Annotated in this window: 18 protein-coding genes and 4 pseudogenes; 18 read left to right on the plus strand and 4 right to left on the minus strand. The window is 67.8% G+C overall.

What is annotated here, in order from left to right; translation table 11 throughout:
• Positions 1–193: 193 nt before the first annotated feature.
• The 7 genes and pseudogenes from ACIBF8_RS26425 to ACIBF8_RS26455 all read left to right on the plus strand — a co-directional run.
• Positions 194–1003 (plus strand): annotated as a pseudogene (locus ACIBF8_RS26425) (IS701 family transposase); the annotation flags it as partial.
• Positions 952–1257, plus strand: a complete 306-nt coding sequence (locus tag ACIBF8_RS26430; protein WP_396786677.1) for a hypothetical protein — start codon at positions 952–954, stop codon at positions 1255–1257. The pseudogene ACIBF8_RS26425 and the gene ACIBF8_RS26430, both read left to right, overlap by 52 nt.
• Positions 1175–1981 (plus strand): annotated as a pseudogene (locus ACIBF8_RS26435) (IS5 family transposase). Before ACIBF8_RS26430 ends, ACIBF8_RS26435 begins: the two are co-directional and overlap by 83 nt.
• 404 nt (positions 1982–2385) lie before the next feature.
• Positions 2386–2562 (plus strand): annotated as a pseudogene (locus ACIBF8_RS26440) (TetR family transcriptional regulator); the annotation flags it as partial.
• Between the two features lie 42 nt (positions 2563–2604).
• Positions 2605–3078 carry a hypothetical protein gene (locus ACIBF8_RS26445; protein WP_396786663.1) on the plus strand — a complete coding sequence of 158 codons (474 nt, stop codon included), beginning with the start codon at positions 2605–2607 and terminating at the stop codon, positions 3076–3078.
• 92 nt (positions 3079–3170) lie between these two features.
• Positions 3171–4085: an ATP-binding cassette domain-containing protein gene (locus ACIBF8_RS26450; protein ID WP_396786480.1), complete on the plus strand. Its 915-nt coding sequence runs from the start codon at positions 3171–3173 to the stop codon at positions 4083–4085.
• Positions 4085–5743, plus strand: coding sequence for an ABC transporter permease (locus ACIBF8_RS26455; protein ID WP_396786481.1), 1659 nt, complete (start codon positions 4085–4087; stop codon positions 5741–5743). The genes ACIBF8_RS26450 and ACIBF8_RS26455 overlap by 1 nt, the downstream gene beginning before the upstream one ends.
• Positions 5744–5925: 182 nt before the next feature.
• On the opposite strand, the gene ACIBF8_RS26460 is transcribed toward ACIBF8_RS26455, so the two are convergent.
• Positions 5926–6714, minus strand: a complete 789-nt coding sequence (locus tag ACIBF8_RS26460; protein ID WP_396786483.1) for an ABC transporter permease subunit — start codon at positions 6712–6714, stop codon at positions 5926–5928.
• Positions 6707–7618 carry an ABC transporter ATP-binding protein gene (locus ACIBF8_RS26465; protein WP_396786485.1) on the minus strand — a complete coding sequence of 304 codons (912 nt, stop codon included), beginning with the start codon at positions 7616–7618 and terminating at the stop codon, positions 6707–6709. Before ACIBF8_RS26465 ends, ACIBF8_RS26460 begins: the two co-directional genes overlap by 8 nt.
• 151 nt (positions 7619–7769) lie before the next feature.
• Between ACIBF8_RS26465 and ACIBF8_RS26470 the strand changes: the two genes are divergently transcribed.
• The 3 genes from ACIBF8_RS26470 (at position 7770) to ACIBF8_RS26480 (ending at position 10598) form a co-directional block, all read left to right on the plus strand.
• The gene (locus tag ACIBF8_RS26470; RefSeq protein WP_396786486.1) at positions 7770–8150 is read left to right on the plus strand and encodes a GbsR/MarR family transcriptional regulator; all 381 of its coding nucleotides are present in this window, start codon (positions 7770–7772) and stop codon (positions 8148–8150) included.
• Between the two features lie 416 nt (positions 8151–8566).
• Positions 8567–9931 (plus strand): TrkH family potassium uptake protein, encoded by a 1365-nt coding sequence (locus ACIBF8_RS26475; RefSeq protein WP_396786488.1) that lies wholly within the window; start codon positions 8567–8569, stop codon positions 9929–9931.
• Positions 9924–10598, plus strand: a complete 675-nt coding sequence (locus ACIBF8_RS26480; protein WP_347662510.1) for a TrkA family potassium uptake protein — start codon at positions 9924–9926, stop codon at positions 10596–10598. Before ACIBF8_RS26475 ends, ACIBF8_RS26480 begins: the two co-directional genes overlap by 8 nt.
• A gap of 278 nt (positions 10599–10876) precedes the next feature.
• Here the strand turns inward: ACIBF8_RS26480 and ACIBF8_RS26485 are convergent.
• Positions 10877–11591, minus strand: a pseudogene (locus ACIBF8_RS26485) (DNA-binding protein); the annotation flags it as partial.
• Between the two features lie 727 nt (positions 11592–12318).
• Entirely contained in the window at positions 12319–13098 is a 780-nt protein-coding gene (locus tag ACIBF8_RS26490) for a transposase family protein (RefSeq protein WP_396786490.1), read from the minus strand.
• 567 nt (positions 13099–13665) lie between these two features.
• Between ACIBF8_RS26490 and ACIBF8_RS26495 the strand changes: the two genes are divergently transcribed.
• The 8 genes from ACIBF8_RS26495 (at position 13666) to ACIBF8_RS26530 (ending at position 21290) form a co-directional block, all read left to right on the plus strand.
• Complete coding sequence (locus ACIBF8_RS26495) at positions 13666–14991, plus strand: MFS transporter (protein WP_396786492.1); 1326 nt, start codon at positions 13666–13668, stop codon at positions 14989–14991.
• Positions 14992–15683: 692 nt separating this feature from the next.
• The gene (locus ACIBF8_RS26500) at positions 15684–15950 is read left to right on the plus strand and encodes an acyl carrier protein (protein ID WP_396786494.1); all 267 of its coding nucleotides are present in this window, start codon (positions 15684–15686) and stop codon (positions 15948–15950) included.
• Between the two features lie 148 nt (positions 15951–16098).
• Positions 16099–17319 carry an aminotransferase class III-fold pyridoxal phosphate-dependent enzyme gene (locus ACIBF8_RS26505; RefSeq protein WP_396786665.1) on the plus strand — a complete coding sequence of 407 codons (1221 nt, stop codon included), beginning with the start codon at positions 16099–16101 and terminating at the stop codon, positions 17317–17319.
• 23 nt (positions 17320–17342) lie between these two features.
• On the plus strand, positions 17343–17750 hold the full coding sequence (locus ACIBF8_RS26510) for an acyl-CoA thioesterase (protein ID WP_396786666.1): 408 nt from the start codon (positions 17343–17345) through the stop codon (positions 17748–17750).
• A gap of 18 nt (positions 17751–17768) precedes the next feature.
• Positions 17769–18254: a 3-hydroxyacyl-ACP dehydratase FabZ family protein gene (locus tag ACIBF8_RS26515; protein ID WP_396786495.1), complete on the plus strand. Its 486-nt coding sequence runs from the start codon at positions 17769–17771 to the stop codon at positions 18252–18254.
• Entirely contained in the window at positions 18251–19381 is a 1131-nt protein-coding gene (locus tag ACIBF8_RS26520; RefSeq protein ID WP_396786496.1) for a beta-ketoacyl synthase N-terminal-like domain-containing protein, read from the plus strand. The genes ACIBF8_RS26515 and ACIBF8_RS26520 overlap by 4 nt, the downstream gene beginning before the upstream one ends.
• On the plus strand, positions 19378–19914 hold the full coding sequence (locus ACIBF8_RS26525) for a hypothetical protein (RefSeq protein WP_396786497.1): 537 nt from the start codon (positions 19378–19380) through the stop codon (positions 19912–19914). The genes ACIBF8_RS26520 and ACIBF8_RS26525 overlap by 4 nt, the downstream gene beginning before the upstream one ends.
• Positions 19911–21290: a class I adenylate-forming enzyme family protein gene (locus ACIBF8_RS26530; protein WP_396786498.1), complete on the plus strand. Its 1380-nt coding sequence runs from the start codon at positions 19911–19913 to the stop codon at positions 21288–21290. Before ACIBF8_RS26525 ends, ACIBF8_RS26530 begins: the two co-directional genes overlap by 4 nt.
• The last annotated feature ends 28 nt before the right edge of the window (positions 21291–21318 follow it).

Raw genomic sequence — 21318 nt, forward strand, 5'->3', positions numbered from 1 at the left:
TTCTAGCTTGGTCGCTGAACCAACTACCGGAGACCTCTTCAATTAGCGACCACCGCCACGCCCCAACATCGACGCCCTACGAAACACGGCCTAGTAACTGCAACGGCAGTAGGCGAATCGAGGTCAACTCGGGTTCGTCGGTCTGCCTGTGACGGACGTTGACGTTGATCGTTGGCATGGGGAGTCGGACCGGTTGTACGCGCGGATCGGGTCCCGGCTTCGCCGGTCGGAGCCGCGGCTGCGGATGCGTCAGTACTTGTGCGGGCTGCTCTCGGGTCTCGGGCGGAAGAACCGCTGGACCTTGGCCGAGCAGGCCGGGGATGTGTCGCCGGACGGGATGCAAAGGTCGTTGCGGCGGCGGACTGGGACGTCGACGCGGTTCGCGACGATGTGCGGGACTACGTCGTCGAGCACCTTGGCGACCCGGCTGGTGTGTTGATCGTTGATGACACCGGTTCCTGAAGGAGGGGACGCGGTCGGCCGGGGTGCAGCGGGAGTTATTCCGGCACCGCTGGTCGGACGGCGAACTGCCAGGTCAGGGCCATTTTGGCTTACCGCTCAGGGAAGGGCCACATGCTGATCGACCCGCCGCTCTACCTCCCGGCGTCGTGGACCGATGACCGGGAACCCTTTCGAGCCGCCGAGATACCGGGACGAGGTCGAGTTCGCCACGAAAGGGCAGATGTCCCGCCAGATGCTGGCCCGAGCGTTGGACGCTGGGGTGCCAGGCGGATGGGTGACGATGGACGAGGCCTACGGCCAGTCCAAAGCCCTGCGAGTCTGGTTGGAACACCGGGATGTGGGTTATGTGGCCGCGGCCCGCCGCAACGACGACATGATCACCACCACGTTGGGAGCTGCCCGCGCCGACCAGCTGATCGCCGCCCTGCCGGCCCGGGCGCGGTGCCAGCTGTCCGCCGGCGCCGGCGTCCACGGCCCGCGTGAGTACTGGTGGGCGCGGGTGCCGGCGCGTATCTGCTGGCATCCCGGCCGGGGGCACTGGAACCACACCTTGGTCGATACGAGCTGGTCTTCCAGCAGATCTGCGGCATCGTTGCGGAGCTGGAGGACCGGCAGGTACGCGAGGGCAAGGGTATGACCGTCGAGAGCAACGATCCCGAGGCCGTCGCCGCGTCCCTCGCCCACATCGCCGGCAAGCTCGGCTTCCCCGTGGATCGTCTCGGACGAACTCTGGGCCGAGATCGAACCGCTGCTGCCACCCCGGCCGCCACGGCGGCACCGGTTCCCAGGCCGTAAGCCCCTCGACGATCGCAAGGTGTTGTGCGGAATCCTGTTCGTGCTTCACTGCGCGATCCCGTGGGAGTACCTGCCCCAGGAACTGGGCTTCGGCTCTGGAATGACGTGTTGGCGCAGGTTGCGGGACTGGAACGACGCCGGGGTGTGGCAGCAACTGCACGAGGTGTTGCTCGGCAGACTACGGGCCGCCGGGCAGTTGGACATGTCGCGGGCGGTGGTCGACGGCTCTCATGTTCGGGCGCTCAAGGGCGGTCCAAAACCGGTCCGAGCCCGGTCGACCGCCGCAAGCCGGCTCGAAACACCACGTCATCACCGACGCGGGCGGCATCCCCCTCGCCGCGTCCCTGACCGGCGGCAACCGTCACGACGTCACCCAACTGCTGCCCCTGGTCGACAAGGTCCCCCGGATCAAGGGCATCCGCGGCAGACCTCGGCAACGGCCTGACCGGATCTATGCAGATCGCGGCTACGACTTCGACAAGTACCGCCGTGAGCTACGGACGCGCGGCATCACACCCGTCATCGCCCGACGCGGCGTCCCGCACGGTTCCGGGCTCGGCACCCGACGCTGGGTCGTGGAGCAGACATCGCTCTGCTGCGCTGGTTCCGCCGCCTGCGGACCCGCTGGGAGATCCGCGACGACATCCACGAAGCGTTCCTCACCCTCGCCTGCGCCGTCATCTGCTGGCGCAGACTCCACCACTCAAAGAGTTGGGAGCTCTAAGCCGACGGCGTTGACGACGGTCACAGCTTCTCTACGCCCCTCACCACCAGGACGAGCGCTGCGAACAGCACCACCGTCAGCAGTACGAAAACGACGTCAGACACGTCTGACTCTCCCTAACCGGACTCGCTCGACGCGGACGCCTCTCGGCCGCCGGGCAACGACAACGCCGTCGCCAACTCAAGGACAGGGTTCGTGACGCAACCATGACGGTAAATGGCCAAATTTTCACACTTTCTTCACGCCAGCCACCGGCGTCGCAGCGGCCACCGCGATCAGCAGGCCCGGCCGGGTCCCAGCCCTCGCTGGATAGACATCTCAGCCGACATCGATTCCAGATGCCCGGGGCGGCCCTGCCGCTTCCGCTGTTGCGCCGGGATTGAACGAGTGTTTAATGTCTGGGTATGGCATCGGCCGACGCGGTTTTCGGTGGGCGGGACGGCGACGTCCTGGCCGCTGATCGGATCCGCGACGCTGCCATCGAGCGGTTCGGCCGGGATGGCTTCCGCGCGGGGCTGCGGTCGATCGCCGCGGATGCGGGGGTGACCGCCGGCCTGGTCGTGCACCACTTCGGTTCGAAGGACGGGCTGCGTCGCGTCTGCGACGAGTACGCCTTGGCGGTCATGCGCGAGCAGAAGACGAAGGCGCTGACCGACGGCACGGCGGCGATGTTCATGGCGCAGCTGGCCGAGGTCGAGCGGTTCGCGCCGGTGGTGCGGTATCTACTGCGCAGCCTGCAGGCCGGCGGGGACCTGGCGGTGACGCTGATCGAGCAAATGATCGCCGACGCCGAGGAGTACCTGGCCGCGGGGGAGGCGGCCGGGGTGGTCCGGCCTAGCCGCGACCGGGCTGCCCGTACGCGCTACCTGGCCTACCAGGCGGCGGGTGGCATGGTGTTGTGGTTCACCGTGCACGGCGCGACTGCGGAGCCTGACTCGTTCCGTACGCTGTTCCGACGGTACGTGGAGGAGATCACCCTGCCCGCCCTGGAGCTGTTCAGCCAGGGGTTGCTGGTCGACCGGTCGATGCTCGACGACTACCTGATGTATGTCCCGGATCCGCCGTCGGATGGTGACGCGGCCACGGCCGCACGGTAATCACCACGCCCCCGCGCGGGGCTTCTTCTCACCATCCGACGACACGTTGCCCAGAGACTGCTCCGGGCTGCCTTCGAACGGGACATACGACCATGACTGCTGCTATCGACATCCAACACCTCGACAAGTCCTTCGGCCGGGTGAAGGCGCTGAACGGTCTCGACCTGACGGTCGAGACCGGCCACGTGCACGGCTTCCTCGGCCCCAACGGCGCCGGCAAGTCCACTACAATCAGGATCCTGCTCGGACTGCTGCGGGCGGACGCCGGCCGGGTCCGCATGCTCGGCGGCGACCCGTGGACGGCTGCGGTGCCGCTGCACCGCCGGCTCGCCTACGTGCCCGGTGACGTGGAGCTGTGGCCCAACCTCACCGGCGGTGAGGCGATCGACCTGTTCACCCGGCTCCGCGGCGGCACCGACCCGGCCCGGCGGGACGAGCTGTGTGAACGATTCGATCTGGACCCGAGAAAGAAGGGCCGGACGTACTCGAAGGGCAACCGGCAGAAGGTGGCCCTGATCGCCGCGCTGGCCAGCGACGTCGAGCTGCTCCTGCTCGACGAGCCCACCGCCGGGCTGGACCCGCTGATGGAAGCGGTGTTCCAGGACTGCATCCGCGAGGCCAAGGCCGCCGGCCGGACCGTCCTGCTGTCCAGTCACATCCTTGCCCAGGTCGAGGTCCTCGCCGACCAGATCTCGATCATCCGGCAGGGCCGGATCGTGGAGACCGGCTCGCTGGCCGAGCTGCGTCACCTGACCCGCACCTCGGTCGAGGCGATCGTCGATCGTCCCGCCGACGCGCTCGCCGGCCTGGCCGGCGTACACGACCTGCGGGCCGAGAACGGCCATGTCCGTTTCGAGGTCGAGGGCGACCACCTCGCCGCGGTGGTGCGGCAGTTGGGCGAGCTCGGCGTGCACGGGTTGACCGCCCGCCCGCCGACCCTCGAGCAACTGCTGCTGCGCCATTACGACGATCGGCTCGGTCACGACGCTGCCCGGGAGGTGGCGTGATGGCCACCATGACCGTCGACCGGCTGACGCGTTCCGCCAGTTCCGACAGGACGATGTTCACCGGGACCGGCACGCTCCTGCGGCTCATGCTGCGGCGCGACCGGATCCGATTCCCCGCGTGGACGCTCGGGCTGACGCTGATGATGACCTACTACTCGACCGCGATCGGTGGCGTCGTCCAGAGCCCGGAGGACCTCGAAGGGCTGAGCGCGTTTTCCGGCAGCCCGGCGGGTGCCCTGTTCGGCGGGCCTGGTTTCGGGTTCGACGAGTTGACCATCGAGCGGTTCCTCGCCGGCCAGTACGGGCTCTACATGTTCGTCGGCGCCGGACTGATGGGGTTGCTCACCGTCGTCCGGCACACCCGGGCGGAGGAGCGCAGCGGCCGGGCCGAACTGGTCCGCGCCAACGTCGTCGGCCGGCACGCCCAGCTCACCGCCGCGCTGACCCTCGCCGCCGCGATGGGCGTGCTGGTCGCGCTGCTGGTCGGCGTGCTGATGGCCGCCAGTGGCTACGGCGTGGGCGGGTCGCTGCTGTTCGGTGCCGCCATCGGCGCCGCGGCGTTGGCCTTCGCGGCGGTCGCGGCGGTCACCGCACAGCTGTCGGAGTACCCTCGGGCGGCTGGCGGCATCGCCGGTGCCGTCCTCGGCGCCGCGTTCTTGCTGCGCGGCCTGGGGGACATGGCAGCGGTCCAGGGTAGTGGTCCCTCGTGGTTGTCCTGGCTGTCGCCGATCGGCTGGTCCCAGCAGACCGCGTCGTACGTCCACGACCGCTGGTGGCCACTGGTGATCTCGTTGGCGTTCGCGGCGGCGACTGCCGCTGTGGGTTACACGCTGTCGGCGCGCCGCGATTTCGGTGCGGGCCTGATCCCGCCTCGCCCGGGCTCCCCCCGCGCCGCCGGCTGGCTGGCCGGCCCGCTCGCGCTCGCCTTCCGGTTGCAACGGGCCAGCCTCATCGGTTGGAGCGCCGCCCTGCTCGTCAGCGGCCTCGCCTACGGATCGTTCACCCAGCCGATGCTCGACGGCTTCGCCGACGCCCCCGCAGATCTCGTGGCGGTGATGGGAGGTTCGCAGGACATGCTGGCCGGCTTCCTCGGGCTGATGGGCCTGACCATGGCGTTCACCGTCGCCATCTTCGCCGTACTCGCCGTGCACGCCCTACGCGGCGAGGAAACCGGCGGCCGTACCGAGCCCGTCCTCGCGACCGCCGTCAGCCGCCGCGCCTGGATCGGCAGCCACCTCGCCGTCACCGCCGCGGGCGTGCCCTGGCTGCTGCTGGTCGCCGGCACCGGAATGGGGATCGGCGCGGCGGTGAGCACCGGTGACGCCGGACTGATCGGCGACCTCATCATCGGCCACGTCGCCCACACCCCGGCGGTCTGGCTGGTCCTCACCGCCGCCGCCATCCTGTACGCGGCCACGCCACGGCTGCTGCCGGCGATCTGGGCAGTCCTCGGATACGCCCTGATCGTCGGCTTCTTCGCACCGATCCTCGACATCCCCGTCGGCGCCGTACGCCTGTCGCCGTTCGAACATATCGGGGAGTACCCACTCGACAAGGTCAGCATCGCCGCCGTACTCATCCTGACCGTGCTCGCCGCCGCGGTCGCCCAGGCGGCCGTGGCGGCGTTCCGCCGACGCGACCTGTCCGGCACCGCCTGACCACCTGATACGGGAGCCGCAGAAGGTCGAGCCGTTCGGTCTCGGCGGGCAGTGGAGGGGGACTTTCGCGACGGCAAGCCCGATCCCACAGGCGGGAAGTCCCGGCTGAGCCGGGCGACCCGGTGCGGGGCGGCGCCCGCCCCGCCGACGGATCGGTCGTCGGCGGGGCGGGACGGCGGTGGTCAGCTGGTCAGGTCGCGGCGGTTGAAGACGGTGGTGGCGATGAGGACGAGTACGGCGACGGCCGCGGCGAGGATGCCGAGGTCGGCCCATTGGAAGCCGTTACGCAGCGGCTCGTTGCCGATGTAGTAGTGGAACGGGGAGAGATAGCGGAGCCGGTCGGCGCCGATCTGGGTGGCGAAGGTGTTCGCGGCGTAGGCGAGGACGCCGACGGCGGCGCTGCCGGCGAGTGCGGCGGCGCGGCTGCCGGTGGCGGCGCCGATGGTGGTGGCGATGGTGCCGAAGACGGTGGCGAGCAGTGCCAGTGCCACGGACTGGGCGGCGAACTGGGCGATGCTGATGGTGTCGAGTTGGGCGCTGGTGCGGACGGCGAGCATGGCGAGCAGGACGAGGCCGGCGAGGATGGCAGCGCCGATGGCGAGCGCGGCGCAGCGGTGCAGCAGGAGTCGTGTCCGGCCGACCGGGTGGGCGAGGAGGAGATCGAGATAGCCGGCTTCCTCGTCGCCGGCGATGGCGCGAGTGCCGGTGGCGATGCCGTAGATGACGGCGATCAGGGGCACGATGATGCCGAAGACGCTGGAGCCGAGGTAGCCGGCGGCACTGGCGATGTCTTCCATGTTGAGGGCTTCGCGCAGGGCGGGTGAGAAGCCTTCGACGGCCTGGCCCATCGCCCCGCCGGCGACCTGCGGGTAGAAGCCGGCGTACATCGTGCCGACCAGGGCGGTGCCGACGGCGAAGCCGGCGAGGCTGCGGCGGGAGTCCCAGAGGGTCTTCGTCAGGACGCTAGGCACGGCTGGACTCCTTGGCCTCGCTGGGCTGGTAGTAGGCGAAGAAGAGTTCTTCGAGATCGGGTTCGCTGGCAAGCAGGCTGGCGACCCGGTGACGGGCGAGGACCGCGATCAACTCGTTTGGGTCGGTGGCCAGGGCGAACCGGGCGGTCGCGCCGTCGATGGTCAGGTCGGAGATGCCGGATAGCGTGGCGAAGGCGGCCCGGTCGACTGGGCCGGTGAAGGTGATCTCGAACCGGTGTAGGGCGTGGTCGCGGAGCCGGGCGACGGTGTCGAGGGCGACGAGCCGGCCTTCCCGGATGATCCCGACCCGGTCGGCGACCGCCTCGACCTCGGTCATGATGTGCGAGGACATGAAGACGGTCTGACCGGCGGCCTTGGCCTCGCGGACGAGGTCGAGGAACGTCTGTTGGACGAGCGGGTCGAGTCCGGAGGTCGGCTCGTCGAGGATCAGAAGCTCTGGTTGGTGCATGAACGCCTGGACCAGGCCGACCTTCTGCCGGTTGCCCTTCGACAGAGCCTTGATCCGGGCGGTCAGGTCGAGATCGACGCGGGCGGCCAGTTCCTCGATCCGCGCCCGGGGTACGCCGCCGCGCAGGTCGGCCAGGAACGCCAGGCACTCGCCGACCCGCTGGCGGGGGTTGACCACGAAGTCGCCGGCGAGGTAGCCGATCCGGCGGTGGAGTTCGACGGCGTGCTCGCGGGGGTCACGGCCGAACAGCCGGGCCTGGCCACTCGTCGGGCGGATGAGGTCCAGCAGCAGCCGGATGGTGGTGGACTTCCCGGCACCGTTCGGGCCGAGGTAGCCGAACACCTCGCCCTCGGCCACCGCCAGGTCCAGCTCGACCAGCCCCCGGCGGGTTCCGTACGTCTTGGTCAGCTTCTCCAGCTGAATCACGTCTCCCATGACCACCACGATACCGAATCTTCAGAGATCTCTGAAGATTCGAAGCTGTTAGGATTTCGTCAAAATGAGTGACAGGAGGACCGAAGTGTCAGCCTTGCGCGATCCGGCGGAGCGACTCGCCTTGACCCTCACACAAGGGGGAATGCAACGCATGACCGCACGGGTCCTGGCAGCCTTGCTGTTCACCGAGCGGGACACACTGACCGCAGGTGAGATCACGGAGCTGCTCACCATCAGCTCGGGCAGCGTATCGACCGCGTTGAAGTCACTCACCTCAGTCGGGTTGATCGAGAAGGTGCCCGCCCCCGGCAGCCGCCGGGAACACTTCCGCTTCCGCGAAGGCGCCTGGGCCACCCTGATGTCGGAACAGAACCAACTGGTGAAAGTGATGCGGGAGGCCGCTGAGCAGGGCATCGCCGCCACCGGTGAGGACAGCCCAGCTGGTCGCCGCCTCGCCGAGATGCGGGACTTCTACAACTACCTGTGGCAGGAGCTACCGGCCCTGATCGACCGGTGGAAGGCCCAGAGGTAGAGCCATCAGCCGTTACGGGAGCCAGATGCGATGCGACCCCGCAGAAGGAGACAGCGACAGGCTTCGGCCCGACCGCCCCGACTCAAGCGGGAAGAGACGCCGCCGAGCCTGGCGGCAGCTTCGCCCGCGACCCAGGTCCATCGGCTACTGGATGCGCCGGCCAGAACCGTCCCTCGGCGACGACGCGGCGGCGCTGATCCCGGCCTTCCTCATGGCCCCGTTGACCATCTTCGTGGGTACTCCCGGAACATCTGGCATCGCAACGCGGAGCAGTAGCGCCTGCGGCGTCCGGACGCCTTCTGACCAGCCGCCGTCGGTGACGGCAGAATACGGTCAAGCTAGGGTCGTCGGGCTACGGCCCGCGGACGAGAGCTTCCTGTGGGCGTGATCGGTTTGGCAACGGGTGGGGGAACCGGATGCGTGGGTGGCGTCGACGGCTACGGCTGGGTGTGCTGGCCCGCTTTCAACAGCCGGCGCAGGTCGTCGTGGGTGGGTTCGCCGCCGCGGTCGCGGTCGGCACCGGGCTGTTGTCGTTGCCGGCCGCTACCGAGTCGGGGCAGCGGGCCGCAGTGGTAGACGCGGTGTTCACCGCCACCTCGGCGGTGTGTGTAACCGGGTTGGTCACCGTGGACACCAGCGGGCACTGGTCCCGGTTCGGCGAGATTGTCATCCTGGCACTGATCCAGGCCGGCGGGTTGGGCATCATGACCCTCGCAACCTTGTTCACGGTGCTGCTCGCCGGGCGGCTCGGCCTACGGGGCAGGTTGCTGGCGCAGGTGGAGACGAAGACACTCGGGCTGGGTGACATCCGCCGCCTGGTGCGCAACATCGTGCTGTTCAGCCTGCTCAGCGAGGCCGTCGCAGCAGTAGTTCTGACCGCCCGGTTCGCGGTCGGCTACGACGAGCCGTTCGGGAGTGCCGTGTATCACGGGGTGTTCCACGCGGTGTCAGCGTTCAACAACGCCGGCTTCTCCCTCAACACCGACAGCATGATCCGCTACGTCGCCGACCCCTGGGTGACGCTGACCGTGGCGGCCGCGATCATCATCGGCGGTCTCGGGTTCCCGGTGGTGTTCGAACTGGCGCGGAACTGGCGGCGGCCCGGGATGTGGTCGGTGATGACCCGCATCACCGTGTTCCTCACCGTGACGCTTCTGACGGCCGGCACGGCGGTGTTCACCCTGGCCGAGTACTCGAACCCGGCGACGCTCGGCCGGCTGGACGCCCCGGCCAAGCTGCTTGCCGGCTTTTTCTACTCGGTCAACACGCGCACGGCCGGGTTCAACAGCATCGACGTGTCTGCGCTGCGCCCGGAGAGTCTGTTCACCACCGATGTGCTGATGTTCATCGGCGGCGGTAGCGCCGGCACCGCCGGCGGCATCAAGGTGACCACCTTCGGGCTGCTCGCGTTCGTCATCTGGTCGGAGATGCGCGGCGAGCCCAAGGTTAACGTCGGGCGTCGTCGGGTTCCGGTGAGTAACCAACGCCAGGCACTCACCGTCGCGCTGCTGGGTATCGGCGCGGTGACGGTCTCCACGTTCATCCTGCTGTCCCTGACCGCCCACAGTTTCGACCGGGTGCTGTTCGAGGCGGTCTCCGCCTTCGGCACCGTGGGCCTGTCCACCGGCATCACCGCCGACCTGCCGCCGGCCGCGGCGCTGCTCCTGGTCGGGCTGATGTTCCTGGGCCGGACCGGGCCGCTGACCCTCGCCTCCGCGCTCGCGCTGCGGGAGCGCACCCGCCGGTTCGAACTTCCCGAGGAAAGGACGATCGTTGGCTGACGTCACGGAAGAAATGGTGGTGGTCGTCGGGCTCGGCCGTTTCGGCGGCGCGCTCGCCGTGGAACTGCACCGGCAGGGCACCGAGGTACTCGCCGTCGACCACCGTCCGAAGGTGGTACAGAGCTTCGCGGGGCAACTGCCGCACGCGGTGACCGCCGACACCACCGACATCGAGGCGCTGCGGCAACTCGGCGTACCGGAGTTTCCCCGCGTGGTCGTGGCGATCGGCACCGACGTCCAGGCCAGCATCATGACTACCTCGCTGCTGGTGGACCTGGAGATCCCGGATATCTGGGCCAAGGCGATCAGTCGCCAGCACGGCAAGATTCTTGAACGGGTTGGCGCCCACCATGTGGTGCTGCCCGAACATGACATGGGGGAGAGGGTTGCTCACCTACTCACCGGACGCATCCTTGACTATATTCAGGTCGACGAGGACTACGCCATGGTCAAGACCAAGCCTCCCCGGGATGTCGTCAGCGTGCCGCTGCGCGAGTCTCGACTCCGCAGCCGGTACGGCGTGACTGTCGTGTCGGTCAAGCGGCAGGCCGACGGACGGGGCGCTGCCTTCACCTACGCCACTCCGGATGACGTGCTGATGTATGGCGACATTGTCCTCGTCGTGGGCAGGATCAGCGACGTCGAGCGGTTCGCCAACGCCCACTGACCCGCCCCCGAGCAGGATCCCGATCGACTGGTCCTTCCTCTTCTATCTTTCGGCGGGGACGTGTCATCAGCTTGTACCGGGACGCCGACGAAGGAATCGGCCTCCTCGGGTAGGCAGCCGCACCGACCGGAGCCGTGCGAATCGCATGTGTCGCAGGAACGGCGCCTCCTCGTCGGTGAACCGCTCTGTTGGCGCACAGTTGTCAGTCATCGGCCACTTCCCTGGCCAGGGTCGATCGTCGTTCCGCCAGCCGTACACTCGCGACCTACGCCGTGACCTCATTGCCCGTTGACGTCGCCGTCGGGTCCGGATTCGCGGGCGTGGAAGCGGGGTCCGCGGGCGGATCCACGGGCCAGGTCGCGGTCGTAGCGGGACAGGTCCTTTGGCGCCGGTGGAGGCGAGCTGCCACGGGACGCTGGTCACCATGACGCCGGGTTCGAACAGCAGCCGGCTCTTGATGCGCAGGGCGCTCTGGTTGTGTAACAGGGCCTCCCACCAGTGCCCGACGACCTACTCGGGGATGAACACGGTGGGCACGTCGCGGGGTGACTGGCGGTGCACCGATTTGACGAAGTCGACGATCGGTCGTGTGATCTCCCAGTACGGGGAGTCGATCACGGTCAGCGGCGCCGCCATATCGCGGCGTCCCCATTCGGCCAGAATCTCTCGGGTGTCCTTGTCGTCGACGTTGACGGTGACTGCGGTGAGCGCGTCGGGGCGGGTGGCCCGGGCGTAGCCGACCGTCCGCACGGTCGGCTGGTGCACTTTGCTGACCAGCACGATGGCCTGGTTGCGAGCCGGTAGCATCGGGCGTTCGTCGGCCGGGGCCAATTCCTGCGACACGGCGGTGTAGTGCCGGCGGATACCCACCATGATCAGGTAGATGAGTGCCATCGCGGCGATGGAGATCCACGCACCGTGGGTGAGCTTGGTCGCCAGGACCAGGATCAACACGAAGCCGGTCATCACGGCGCCGAACCCGTTGATGGCTCTCTTGGGGCTGGTCTGGGGGTGCGGCCGGATATGGGGCTGCGGCCGCGAGGTGGGGCTGGCGAGGTGCTCGTTTCGCGTCCAGAGCCGGATGGGTTGGCTGGGGAGTTGAGGGTGGATGCATGTTCGCAAAAAGCAGGTACTGGTGACCAGATTCGGCTGGATTCTTGCTGGGGTGGGCTTCCTGATCTGGGCGATGTCTCCGCTCCTGTGGGCGACAGGAAAACTTCCTCTGGACACCAGCCTGTTCATCGGCTCGACTGCGCTTCTCCCGTGGTTGATATACCTCGGTACCAGGAAGCGTGACACGGGCAGGTCTCAGTAATGACGAGCCCACTCCGAGTTTGACCAATCGCCCGCCGTTTGGGCGGTCGCGGTACTGCAAGAGGGACCCACAGCGTGCGACTGTGGGCCCCTCGCGGCGCGGGATAAGCCGGCGGTGCGGACGATGCGCCACGATTGGGCCAAGTCGGCGGTGGATGCCGTTCTCCCAGATCTTTCGGTGCTGATGCCCTTGATCGACGGACGGCCGAAGCGGACGCCCGGCAGGATGCGCACGGGGGATTGGGGGTTGGGGTCTGGGCGCCAACCAGCGGCAAGGTCACCGTCCCACGTCACGCGCTCCCAAAACGCGGCCGAGGGTGGCGTGAGCAGCAGTTGGCCACCGACGACAGCCAAGAAGGGACGTCTCGTAACTGGGTGAAGGCGTTGCCCGAGCCGGGGTCGGTGGTCAGCCGGTGAGGATGATGTTGTGGAGGTTAGCGAAGCCGGAAGCGGCGTCGGTCAATGTGTGGGCGGCGCGGCGGTAGTCGCGCGGGATCTTGAAGCACTTCATCCTGGCCAGGGCGTGTTCAACCCCCGCTCGGACGGTCCGGTGTTCGACGTTGCGGGCTTCCTTCCAATCCGGCAGGTCGTTGCCGTCGGTGGGCTTGCCGTACGGCATGATCACCTGCGGGTTGCCGCGGTAGCCGCCGTCGGCCATCACCGGCCGCCCGTCCAGCTTCTCCTGGATGCCGGAGGTGCGGTAGACGATGGTGTCGTTGCGGTTGCCGGGCTGGGGGTCGCCGACGGCGATGACCAGGCGGGTGCTGGCGTCGATGGCGACCTGCGGGTTCGTTGAGTACCGGTAGTTCTTGCTCCGGGCGGCCAGGCGGTGATCGCGGGTGGGGATCAGCGTGCCGTCGACGATCGCGATCTGCTCGACCGGGCGCTTGCGCACCGGCGCCAGGGCCAGCAGCGGGCCGAGGGTGTCGATGACCCGGTGCGCGGCGGAGTGCGACACCCCGAACAGCGGGCCGATCTGGCGCATCGCCAGGTTCGTCCGCCAGTAAGCGGCCACGAGTAGCACCCGATCCGGCAGGTCGAGGGCCCATTGCTGGCCCGGCCGGCCGTCGGCGATGCCGTCACCGCCACGCTCGGCGACCAAGCGGACCAGCGCGCGGAACTGGGCGGGCTGCAACCCGGTGAACGGGAAGATCCATTCCGGGCGGGCTGCGGTGATCACCTGCACCCAGGCATCCTGCCCGACCATCCTCAACAGACAGACGCCAGGGTTGCGAGACGTCCCTCAGCCGATGCGGCTGACCGCAAGCGCCAAGCGGCGCAGCGTGGCGACAAAGCTAGCCGTCGGCACGTGGCGTGCTGGTTCAGCAACGCGGCATTGCCAGCTGGCGCCCCTGTGAAGGGCGTGAGGTTCGCCCCCGTAGGTGCCACTGTGGTTGCCGCGCTGTGCGGATGAGCCAGGCGATCACTGCTCCCCGCACCGGTCGGATCATCATCGCGTAATGGAGCCATGCGACGGCGAGGGACGACCGGCTGGTTCCGGCGTCCTCCTCTGGCCATGTCCGGTTGTGATAACCACGACCGTCGCCGCCGCGGCGATCCTGGCCCGACGCGACCCCGGCCATAAGATTCTCGGCTGGCGGTGGCATCGGTGACGCTACGAATTGCCGGCGCTGCATGCCTTGAGGATGGGCGCGCGTCACCGTAGTCTACCGTGGCTGGTCTTTGACTGATACGTGATCAGGGTGGCGGCCCGCGCCGCTTTTACGGGGGAAGCTTTGACGATGCGGAAAAAATGGTGAGCGAGAATTCCTGGACCCGGCGCGTTAAGGACCTCACTCCCGATCTGCGGCCACTGCGCCACCGCGAGTTTCGGTTACTTATTGCCAGCGGTGTCATCACCATGCTGGGTAGCTTCATCACCTACGTAGCTATTCCCTTTCAGATCAAGGAACTCACCGGATCCTACCTCGCGGTCGGTCTCATGGGTGCGGTCGAGATCGTTCCAATGGTCATTTGTGGGCTCTGGGGGGGTGCGCTGGCGGATGCGGTAGACCGCAGGCGGTTAATCCTGCTGTGTGAAGTCGGGATGGCAATCCTCAGCTGTGCGCTGCTGGTGAACGCAATCCAGCCGGAGCCAGCGGTGTGGCCGCTATATCTGGTGGGTGGCGGAATCGCGGCACTGGACGGCCTGCAGCGCCCGTCGCTCAACGCGCTGATACCGCGGCTAGTCAAGCGGGATGAGGTATCGGGTGCGGTGGCGCTGCAGAGCATGCGCTGGCAAATCGGGTCCATTGTCGGCCCCACCGTCGGGGGTCTGCTCGTGACGCAGGCTGGTCTACCGATCGCCTACGCCATCGACGCCGCTACGTTCGTCATGTCGCTGGTCCTGCTGTCCATGATGCGCGCCGTTCCGCCGCCGGTCGGAGGGGAACGGCCCAGTATGGCTAGCATCGCCGCCGGCGTGCGCTATGCGTTCTCCCGCAAGGAGTTGCTCGGCACCTACGTCGTTGACATCGCTGCGATGCTGCTGGCCATGCCCATGGCGCTCTACCCCTTCGTGGCTGAGGACCTCGGCGCCGACTGGTCGCTGGGTCTGCTGTACGCAGCGACGTCGGTCGGAGCTCTGCTCGTCACCCTGACAAGCGGGTGGGTCCGGCGTGTCCATCGCCACGGTCGTGCGGTTGTTGTCGCGGCCATGCTCTGGGGGCTTGCCATCGCGGGTTTCGGGTTCTCGCCCAATCCAGCGACGGCGGTGGCCTGCCTCATGGTGGCCGGTGCTGCGGACATGGTCAGCGGGATCTTTCGCCAGACCATCTGGAACCACTCGATCCCTGACCATCTCCGCGGTCGCCTGGCCGGCATCGAGTTGCTGTCGTTCTCCATCGGACCCACGTTGGGGCAGGCCAGAGCCGGAGCGGCAGCTCAGTTTATCGGCCTGCGGGCGGCGATCGTGTCCGGCGGTCTGCTCTGTGTCGGCGCGGTTGCCGTTATCGCGAAGCTTCTCCCCGACCTCACCTCCTACGACGAGCGCACCAGTCCTCACGTGGCGATGGCGCGTGAGTCTGACGAGGAACCGGGGGAGACAGCGGTACTCGCTGATGAGCGCGGTCCTCAGTGAGGACTCGGGTCTCCTGTGTCCCAGGGGTGCGGTGCTGACCGGCCAGCGCTGAAAGTCGGGCGCTGGCAGTGGGCTCGACGGGCCCATGCCCGCGGAGCGCCCGGGTCGAATGTTCACGCGCGTATGCCGGTGGTGCCGGTAGGAGGAGGCCAGGGCCGGGCCGACCGGTGGCCGCGTCGCGGGTCATTCTCTCGGTCTGGTGTTGTCTCGCGCGCCGATTCTTCTGCTTCTCGGCTACAGCATGTAGGTCCCGGGAATGTGGGCCGGTGGGTCCGGTGAACAGATTCCTCGTCGACCTGGGGCTTGTTCCGATCAGCGTGATAGTAAGCGATTGCCCGTCGTCGCCATTTCCGCAGGTCAGGTCCACTTTGAGTGAACAACTTCGATGCATTGCGTGACGATCGGAACCTTGATAGAGTTCGATGGTAGGCGTCGACGGGGGTAACGGGGATTGATATGGTCTTGGTGAGAATTCTGCTCGAACCTGATCCAGTGGTGAGCTGAGCGCCGTAATCGCGGCGCCCCTTCGGCCTGTGCATCCTGGATGCTGCCAAGAAATCTGCCGATTCTTCAGTGTGGGCTGAAGCCGTTTAGGCAATTGTGCCTGTCGGTGGGCCGTCACGTGCTACCAATGCTGCTCTTTGCGCCCTGTCGCGTGTTGTTGCCGGTGTCTGACTTTTGGAGGACTGACCGTGGACGAGCTGCACGACTCGATCAGGAAACTGCTGGTGAACGATCTGTTCGTCGACATCCCGGAAAAAGAGATCGGTGCTGATGACAGTTTGCGAAGTGTGATGGGGCTCGACTCGCTCGGGTTCGTCGAGCTGCGGGTCCAGTGCGAGGAAACATTCGGCATCCGGATCTCGGACGAGGAGTTTTCCCCGGGCAATTTCACCAGCGTCCGTACCGTATCCGAGTTGGTCCGCCGGCTGCAGGCCGCTCGCGGCGCCGACGCCTGAGCCGGCAGTCCACGCCATGCTCGCAGAATCCTGGTTCGACCGTCGGATGCAGATGGACCACTATGGTGGACGGCTGCCGTTCGGCTGCTTGGGCGCCAAGGGCATCACGCAGCGGTTCATGGAGATCGAGGGAAGCGCCGCCGGGCGGATGATCGAGGTCCTCGACGCCAGCGGCGGTTACGCCAGCGCCTGTCTCGGCGCCGGGTCGGAGGTCGTCGTCTCCGCCGTCACCAGGGCAATTGAGGAGGCCGGTTACGTCACCGACGAGGTCGCCTCGGCAGAGCGATCGGGCATGTTGGAACGGCTCTTCGGTGACGGCGGTCTCTGGGCTGACGCATTTCCCGCCGACGAGTACCACGTGAGCGGTCGAAACTCCGGCTCCGAGGGTATGGAGCTCGCGCTGCGCCTCGTGCTGGAGTCACGTTTCGACCGCCGCCGGCTCCGTCCGTTGCCCGGGCGCGAGAACCGCGACGTGATCGTGGCGTTCGAAGGGGCGTGGCACGGCTGGACGGGCGGGCTGCTACCCCTGTTGAACCGCCGGCACTACCGGGTCGGCCTGCCCACGGTCACCTCCGCACCATACGGCCTCCGTGTCGAACACATCCCGTTCGGCGACCCCGAGGCAGCCCGGTCAGCGTTCGAGCGTATCGGTGACCGGCTGCTTGCCGTGGTCATGGAACCGGTCCAGGGGGACGCTGGCATCCTGACCCCCCCACGGGGCTATCTGCGCGAACTTGCCGAGCAGTGTCGGCAGCGGGGCGGCCTCTTGGTGGCCGACGAGGTGCTCACCTTCGCCAAGACCGGCACGTTCTTCGCGGCCGCCGATGAGCAGGGCCCCGTGCCCACGGATGTCACGGTCATCGGCAAGAGCCTCGGCATGGGCGTGATCTCGACCTCGCTGGTGATCGCACGCCGTGAGCTGGGAATCCGTTCGTCCGGGGCGGTGGCCACGTCGGACCTGCGGCCGATCACCTGCGCGGTGATCCGTCAGGGTGTCGATCACATCGTCGCCGAAGGGCTGCTCGATCGCTCGCGGGCGGTCGGTGTCCGACTCGCGGAACTTCTCGATCGACAGCTGGTCCAGGAGTTTCCGGAGGTCTATCTGCAGGCGCGAGGCGTCGGTAGTCTGCACGGCGTCGAGTTGACCGAGCGGGCGTCTGGTCAAGTTCGTCGCTTCCGTGAGTGCATGGTGCGCAGCGGGGTGTTCGTGGAATTCATGGCGGGTGCGGGCCGCCGCTCGAACGACCTGCCGTACGTCTTCCCGACCATGCGGGTCGCGCCACCGTTGATCGCCACCGAGGCTGACATCGAGGCGATCGTTACCCGGCTCGTCGACGGGTCGCGCACCTTCCTCAAGGAACTCTCATGACGCTGGCGGGCGCGGACACGGCGATGACACCCCTGCAACGACGCGTCGAACACGTGGACACCGACTCCTCCGGAGTTGTCCACTTCGCACGGTACCCATCGCTGTTGGAGACGGCTGTGCTGGAGAACCTCGCCTGTCTGGGCACCGGACCGGATGCCCTCGCCCGCGATGGGTTGGACCTGGTGATCACCGAATGCCGCGTGCGCTATCTGGCGCCCGCGCGCTTCTTGGACCTCCTGCGGGTCGACGTCGCCGTGGCTCATCTCGGTGCCGCGCACTTCCGGTTCTCCGGCACGGTGGTCCGGACGGTCGACGGCGCTGACGGCGTGTCTGTCGCCACCGGGCTGCTGGTGTTCGGCGTGGTCAACCGGGAAACCGCGACTGCGCAGCAGTTGCCGTCCCATCTCCGAGATGCACTGAGGAGCCTGTGAATGTCGACGGCACAGAACGTGGACGCCGCAGCCGGAGCCTCCCGCAAGTCGATGGGGTTCACGGAGCTGAAGCACTGGTTGCGTCACCGGCACCCGATGCTCTATCTCGACCGGGTCCTGGAATACGAACCCGGGGACTTTTTGATCAGCACCCTCATGGTCTCCGGGAACATGGACGCCGTCGCCGGCCATTTCCCCGAGCGTGCGATCTTCCCGGCCAGTCACCTCAGCCAGGCGTTCGCGCAGTCCGGGATCATTCTCTTCCAGCTGAGCACCACACGCCTCGCCGATGACGAACTGACGCTGGTCGGATCGATGAAGTCCCGATTCACCAAGATCGTCGTACCCGGTGATCAGGTCATTTTCACCGTGCGCCAGGAGCGGTTGCAGGGGACCACGTTCTTCTTCTCCGGGCGCGCCACGGTGGATGGCGTCCGTGTCGCGGCGTTCAATGCCTCCTTGGTGCGGGTCAAAGCTGCGGATCTTGGAAGGCAGTTCTGGTGACCGACATCGGGCGGGTGTGGGTCACCGGGATGGCGTGGCGGACGGCACTCGGGTCGGATCTCGATGATGTGTGGGGCATGCTGCTGTCCGGGGCGACCGGAATCGACGTGGTCCCATCGGAGCACCCGGTGCGAAACAGCCGTGCCGCCACGCTTGCCGATCTGCCGCTGCACGAGCCGCCGACGGCCCGGCTGCATGCTCTGACACGGGACACCATGCTGGCGGCGCTGGCCGACGCGGGGATCAGCCGGACCCATCCCGGCCTGCGGCCGATTGTCGGCACCAGCTATGGACCACACCTGGACATGGGCGACGTCAGCAGTCTCGATCAGTGGTGCGCTGATGTCACGGGTGAGCTGGGCATGCCGGTCCCACCGATCGCGGTGAGCACCGCCTGCTCATCCGGATCGGACAGCCTGCTGGTCGGGGCTGAGTTGATCAGGGCCGGTGTCGAGCAGATCTGCCTGTGCGGAGCAGCGGACATCCTCACCCCGAGCAAACGCATCGGGCACTCGTTGCTCGGCACCATGTCGCCAACCCGGTTGCGTGCCTTCGACACCCGCCACGATGGCACGCTGCTCGGTGAGGGATCGGCCTTTCTGGTCCTGGAATCCGAAGCCCACGCCCGCAACCGCCGGGCCCGGGCCCACGGTTACCTGCTCGGCGCCGGTTCCGCCAACGACGCTGTCAGCTCCGCCGCTCCGGATCCGTCCGGGGTGAGCGTCGTGCGTGCCGTCCACCGTGCTCTGCGGTCGGCCGGCCGCGGACCGAGCGACGTCGGGGTGGTCAACGCACACGGGTCTGGAACGGTGGCCAACGACGAGACCGAAGCCGCCAGTTACCGGCAGATCTTCGCTGGACAGTCCGTCGCTCCGACCGTGTTCGCGACCAAGGGCGCGTTCGGTCACACCCTGGGTGCGACCGGAGCATTGGAGGCGGTAGCCGTCCTGCTCGCGCTGCGGGGCCAGAGGGTGCCGCCGGTTCACGGTCTCGAGGACGTCGTGCCCGAGTTGACGCTGCCCGTGCCGGTCGGAGAGCCGCGCACGTTCGTCGGAGACACCGGAATGAGCGTGACGCTGGGCTTTGGCGGGTTCAACACCTGCGTCGTGTTCGGAGCGCCCACATGAGCGCCCTGTCAGCGCTTCCTGTCACTGGTCTCCACGTGGTGTCGCGGGGACAGGCCGGAGCCAGCGAGCCGGGTGCGGTGCGCGGCAAGTTGCCCTTGATGTACGGCGATCCGGTTTCCTGGCTCGTGACGGAGGCCGTCAGTCGGGCCCTGGCTGCGGGGGCCGACCAGATTCTCACGGCCCGGGACGATGTGGGGGTCATCCTCGTCAGCGCCCGGTGCACCCTCAAGACCATGCGCGAGGTGCGCCGGTCCAGCGCTACCGGCAGGGTGTCCCCGATGCGGTTCACGGGGGCGAGCCCGGGCAGCGCCGGAAGTCTCGTCTGCATGGTGCACCGCCTGACCGGTCCAACCCTCACCCTCGTCAACGATCCGGCGGTCGGGCTTGGTGTCGCCGCCACGATCGCCCGCGCGTGGCTGGTCTCGAAAGCTGCGGCCTACGTTGTGGTCACGGCGCACGAGGTCAGTGCCGCCGGGGAGGACGTGGCGGAGAGCGTCGTCGTCAGCGACCGCCAGCAGGAGCGGGAGACGTGACGCCCATCGTCGGCCTGGAGGCCGGCCGGATCGAGCGCTTCCTCGCCACCGTCACCGATGTCGATCGGGACGGCACGGTGCCGTCGTTGCCGGACGTGGCCGCGGAGTGGGACCGTTGCGCGGTCGAACCGGGATCGGCTGTTTTGGTGGCGCTGCCCAATGGCCTGTCGATGCTCACGGTCTTCTTCGCTCTGCTCGGCGCCGGAGCGATCCCGGTTCCGGTCGCGCCGGCCGCAGGCCCTGACCGGATCGCGGCGATCGCCAGGAGTCTGGGCGCGTCGGCGTTGGTCGCGAAGCGTACCCCGGCGGCGCTGCTCGATGGATCCCGCAAGCATCGGCTGGCCGATGCCGAATGCCTCGTCTGGACTACTGCGGCGGCGATCCGCTATCCCGAGCGGCATGTCATCCTGCTGACCTCCGGGACCTCGGGCATCACGACCGGATGCCTGCACGACTTCACCGCGTTGCTGCGTAACGCGCGACGTCACGCCGCGTCGGTCGGGCAACGCGCCGACGACACGGTGCTGCTCAACCTGCCGCTCTATTACTCGTACGCTCTCGTCGCGCAGGTGCTCGCCTCCGTGGTGTCCGGGTCACGGCTGGTCGTCTCGGGGCCACCGTTCACTCCCCCGGCGTATCGGCACAGTCTGACCGAGCATGGCGTCACCGTGTCCTCGCTGACCCCGAGTGCCGTCGAGCAGCTTTCCGAGGCGGGTTTCCGCCCGCCCGCGACACTGCGGGCGCTGACGGTCGGTGGGGACGTCCTCCGGCCCGTACACCTGCCCATGCTGCTCGCCGCGACTCCCGAGGTCTACGTGACGTACGGGCTCACCGAAGCCGGGCCACGAGTCTCGACGCTGGCCGCGCACCGGGAACCAGCCCGGCGGTTCGCCTCCGTGGGTCTGCCGTTGCAGGGCACCGAGGTCTCCCTGCGTCCGTCGCCGGTCGGCTCGGGCGCGGGTGAGCTTCTGGTCCGCTCGGACACGGTCCTGCGCAGGAAGGTGCCGGAGGGAACGGCCGACCCTCTGGTCGCCGCGGACACCATCGCCACCGGCGACTCCTTCGACGTTGACGATGACGGCTACCTGTTCTTTCGTGGCCGGCTGTCGGACTCGGTGGTCATCAACGGAGAGAAGGTGTGGCTTCCCTCCGTCCGACAGGTCATCTCTTCGATGCGGGGGGTCCGAGCTGCGAGGACGGTCGTCGCGGTCACCGAGACGGGCGGCAGGTGCTACGACCTGGAGGTTTACGCCGACGACCGGAGCGGGGTGGATGTCGCCGACGTCCGGCGAACCTTGCGTCGACTGCTGCTGCGGCCGGAACAGCCGCGGAACATCACACTGCGCCCCGCGACCGAGGGCGTCTGGCACAAGTAGTAAGCGACATCGTCGACAGAGGTGGAGG

Source organism: Micromonospora sp. NPDC050276, from assembly GCF_044459545.1.
Lineage (GTDB): Bacteria > Actinomycetota > Actinomycetes > Mycobacteriales > Micromonosporaceae > Micromonospora.

What these genes read in the sequence shown, in the direction of transcription:
- ACIBF8_RS26445 (WP_396786663.1), top strand. Translation starts at nt 2,605, where the DNA reads ATGCGCGAGCAGAAGACGAAGGCGCTGACCGACGGCACGGCGGCGATG.
- ACIBF8_RS26450 (WP_396786480.1), top strand. Translation starts at nt 3,171, where the DNA reads ATGACTGCTGCTATCGACATCCAACACCTCGACAAGTCCTTCGGCCGG.
- ACIBF8_RS26455 (WP_396786481.1), top strand. Translation starts at nt 4,085, where the DNA reads ATGGCCACCATGACCGTCGACCGGCTGACGCGTTCCGCCAGTTCCGAC.
- ACIBF8_RS26465 (WP_396786485.1), bottom strand. Translation starts at nt 7,618, where the DNA reads ATGGGAGACGTGATTCAGCTGGAGAAGCTGACCAAGACGTACGGAACC.
- ACIBF8_RS26470 (WP_396786486.1), top strand. Translation starts at nt 7,770, where the DNA reads ATGACCGCACGGGTCCTGGCAGCCTTGCTGTTCACCGAGCGGGACACA.
- ACIBF8_RS26475 (WP_396786488.1), top strand. Translation starts at nt 8,567, where the DNA reads ATGCGTGGGTGGCGTCGACGGCTACGGCTGGGTGTGCTGGCCCGCTTT.
- ACIBF8_RS26495 (WP_396786492.1), top strand. Translation starts at nt 13,666, where the DNA reads ATGGTGAGCGAGAATTCCTGGACCCGGCGCGTTAAGGACCTCACTCCC.
- ACIBF8_RS26505 (WP_396786665.1), top strand. Translation starts at nt 16,099, where the DNA reads ATGATCGAGGTCCTCGACGCCAGCGGCGGTTACGCCAGCGCCTGTCTC.
- ACIBF8_RS26510 (WP_396786666.1), top strand. Translation starts at nt 17,343, where the DNA reads ATGACACCCCTGCAACGACGCGTCGAACACGTGGACACCGACTCCTCC.
- ACIBF8_RS26525 (WP_396786497.1), top strand. Translation starts at nt 19,378, where the DNA reads ATGAGCGCCCTGTCAGCGCTTCCTGTCACTGGTCTCCACGTGGTGTCG.